This window comes from Vibrio sp. 10N.222.52.C3 (assembly GCF_041474195.1).
Taxonomy (GTDB): Bacteria; Pseudomonadota; Gammaproteobacteria; order Enterobacterales; family Vibrionaceae; genus Vibrio; species Vibrio crassostreae_C.
This window is the reverse complement of the sequence record NZ_JBFRTQ010000239.1, coordinates 1-647: the sequence shown is the minus strand read 5'-3', so window position 1 is coordinate 647 and position 647 is coordinate 1. Positions and strand designations below refer to the sequence as shown.

The following is a 647-nucleotide window of genomic DNA, read 5'->3' as shown; positions in this document are numbered from 1 at the left end:
CCTGCGGCACACTTTCAATGCTCCAATGTGCTCGCGTGCTCTCTAGTAAAGCTTTAGCCGTTAGTTTTGCTGAGCTTATGTAGTGCTTGATTTGCATTGTTTCTGCTGGCTTATCACCTTCTTGACGAATTGAAACGACCATACCAATTGTGGAGAGTTCAGCCCAATCAAACGCTATATAGCCTAAGAAATCTGTATTGTGAACAACCATACTCAAACGCGTTTCTGTACGACCATGCCCTTTCTCTTGAGTGACGTATTTATCACCTTCAAAACTATTAATCATACTAGAATTAAACACTTGGCTAATCGCTTGCTCCAATCGTTTTTGATTACCTTTTACCGCTAAGAGATAATCTGCATCTTGAGCGACTATCTTTTCAGCTATATCCTTCTGGCATCCCATAGCATCAATAGTCACTAAACAACCTCGCAAGGAAAGCATTTCAAGCAGTTCAGGGATCGCTTTTATTTCATTGCTTTTATCCGCAGTCTTCACTTGTCCTAGTACAACTTGGTTTGCTGCACTAAAGGCACTAACCATATGGATTGCACCACAACGCTTGTCTTTGTTGTATGTGCCTCTGAGAGTTTTGCCGTCGATAGCAATCACTTCACCCTCTGTCGTCTCATGACAGTCTTTCATC

The 647-nt window shown here is 42.0% G+C and carries 1 protein-coding gene; it reads right to left on the bottom strand.

Annotated features, from left to right (window positions below; all coding sequences use genetic code 11):
* Nucleotides 1-647 (bottom strand): ISAs1 family transposase (locus AB4517_RS22645; protein WP_372150099.1); only part of this gene is annotated, 647 nt, incomplete at both ends.